Source organism: Marinobacter sp. UBA2498, from assembly GCF_002341575.1.
Lineage (GTDB): Bacteria > Pseudomonadota > Gammaproteobacteria > Pseudomonadales > Oleiphilaceae > Marinobacter > Marinobacter manganoxydans.
The window spans coordinates 22,757-24,398 of record NZ_DDOI01000139.1 but is presented as its reverse complement, the minus strand read 5'-3'; the positions used below and the strand labels follow the sequence as shown (position 1 = coordinate 24,398).

Sequence of the window (1,642 nt, the reverse complement as noted above, 5' to 3'; positions counted from 1 at the left end):
CCCCCCGGGTGACGAGCCATGCCCTGGCCAGCCGTGAAGACCAGTCACGGGCATTACAGGTGATGGGCGTCGACAGCGCGACGGAATCACGGGTCACCCGGCTTGACCGGTCGATTGTCCGTGGTCGCTACCTGGAACGCGGCAATGAAATTCTTGTTGGCGTCGATGCCGCCGGTGCCCTGGATGTCTCCCCGGGCGACGAGCTGGTACTGGTGGTGCAGGCGTCGGACGGCTCTATTGGCGCCGACCGGTTCGAAGTGGTGGGCGTATTCGAGACCGGTATCAAGCGTATTGATGGCTTCGTGGCCCAGATGCCCCTGGCGGCCGCTCAGTCGCTGTATGCCTTTCAGGGGCGGTTTACCGAGATCTCGGCCCGCGTGCAGGATGCTGACCGGCTCGACGAGGTGGTCGGTACTGTCGGGAATCAGTTGCGCGATCGAAACGTGGAAGTGCTGGGCTGGCCGGCGCTGATGCCATCGCTGGTGCAGATGGTTGCCTTTCACGACGCCGTCGCCTACATCGTGATCTTCGTGGTGTTTGTGGTGGTGGCGGCCGGTATCGTTAACACCATTCTGATGTCGGTACTGGAGCGTGGCCGCGAATTCGGTGTAATGATGGCGTTGGGCACACCCAGCAGTCGCATCGTCTGGCTGGTGCTTCTCGAAACAACGGTTCTGGCCGGTCTCGGCTACCTGTTGGGGTTGGTACTTGGGTTGTCGGTGACCGGCTATTTCAGTAGCAATGGGCTGGATTTCAGCGCCTACATCAAGGCCATGGATACCATGCCGGGGCTCAGTGGCATCGTTTATCCCACCATCGAAGCTCAGCGCCTGGTTGTGATTGGCATTGTGGTGGTGTCGGTAGCCCTGCTGGCGGCCGCCCTCCCGGCCTGGAACGCGGGTCGCAACAGCCCGCTGGAGGCGATGGGCGCACGGCGAACTATGATCAACCGTATCCGCCGGATCCACTGGCAGGTGACGTCTGATCATCGGCTGCTGATTTTTGCACAAATGGCACTCCGTTCGGTATTTCGAAACCCGCGACGGTCGATGATTACCGCCTCGGCCACTGCATTCGGGCTGGCGGCCTATCTATTCCTGTACGCCTTCGCCGATGGTTTCTTCGAGCAGATGATCCAGAACTCGACCCAGCAGCTCAGCGGGCATGTGCAGGTGATGGCAAAGGGTCACGACGTGGATCTGTCGCCAGATTTACGTATTGCCGACAGTCGGGCACTTCAGCGGCAGTTGCAGGAGCGTCCTAAGGTTGAGGCGGCCGCACCCCGGGTATTGCTGCGTGCCATGGTGGCCAACCCCGGGAAGAGTCTGCCGGTAGAACTGGTGGGTATCGCTCCTGAACAGGAGCGGGCGGTTACCAAACTCGCCGGCTACATGGAGCAGGGCACCTACGTTCAATCCGGGGAGACGGGAATCGTGATTGGCCAGAAACTGGCCGAGGAGCTGGGTGCCCGATTGGGGGACAAGCTGGTCATTACGGTCCAGCAGGCTGGGGGAGATCTTGCCTCCAGTGCCCAGGCCATTCGCGGTATCTATCGCACTGGCAGTGACCTGTTCGACACCGAGTATGTCTTCACCGATATCAACGCCGCCCGCCGCCTGGGTGGCCTGCTGGAAGATGAAGT

The 1,642-nt window shown here is 61.1% G+C and carries 1 protein-coding gene; it reads left to right on the top strand.

From position 1 onward, the window contains the following. A partial coding sequence (locus B2W52_RS19305; protein ID WP_286803933.1) for an ABC transporter permease occupies positions 1–1,642 on the top strand: 1,642 nt, incomplete at both ends.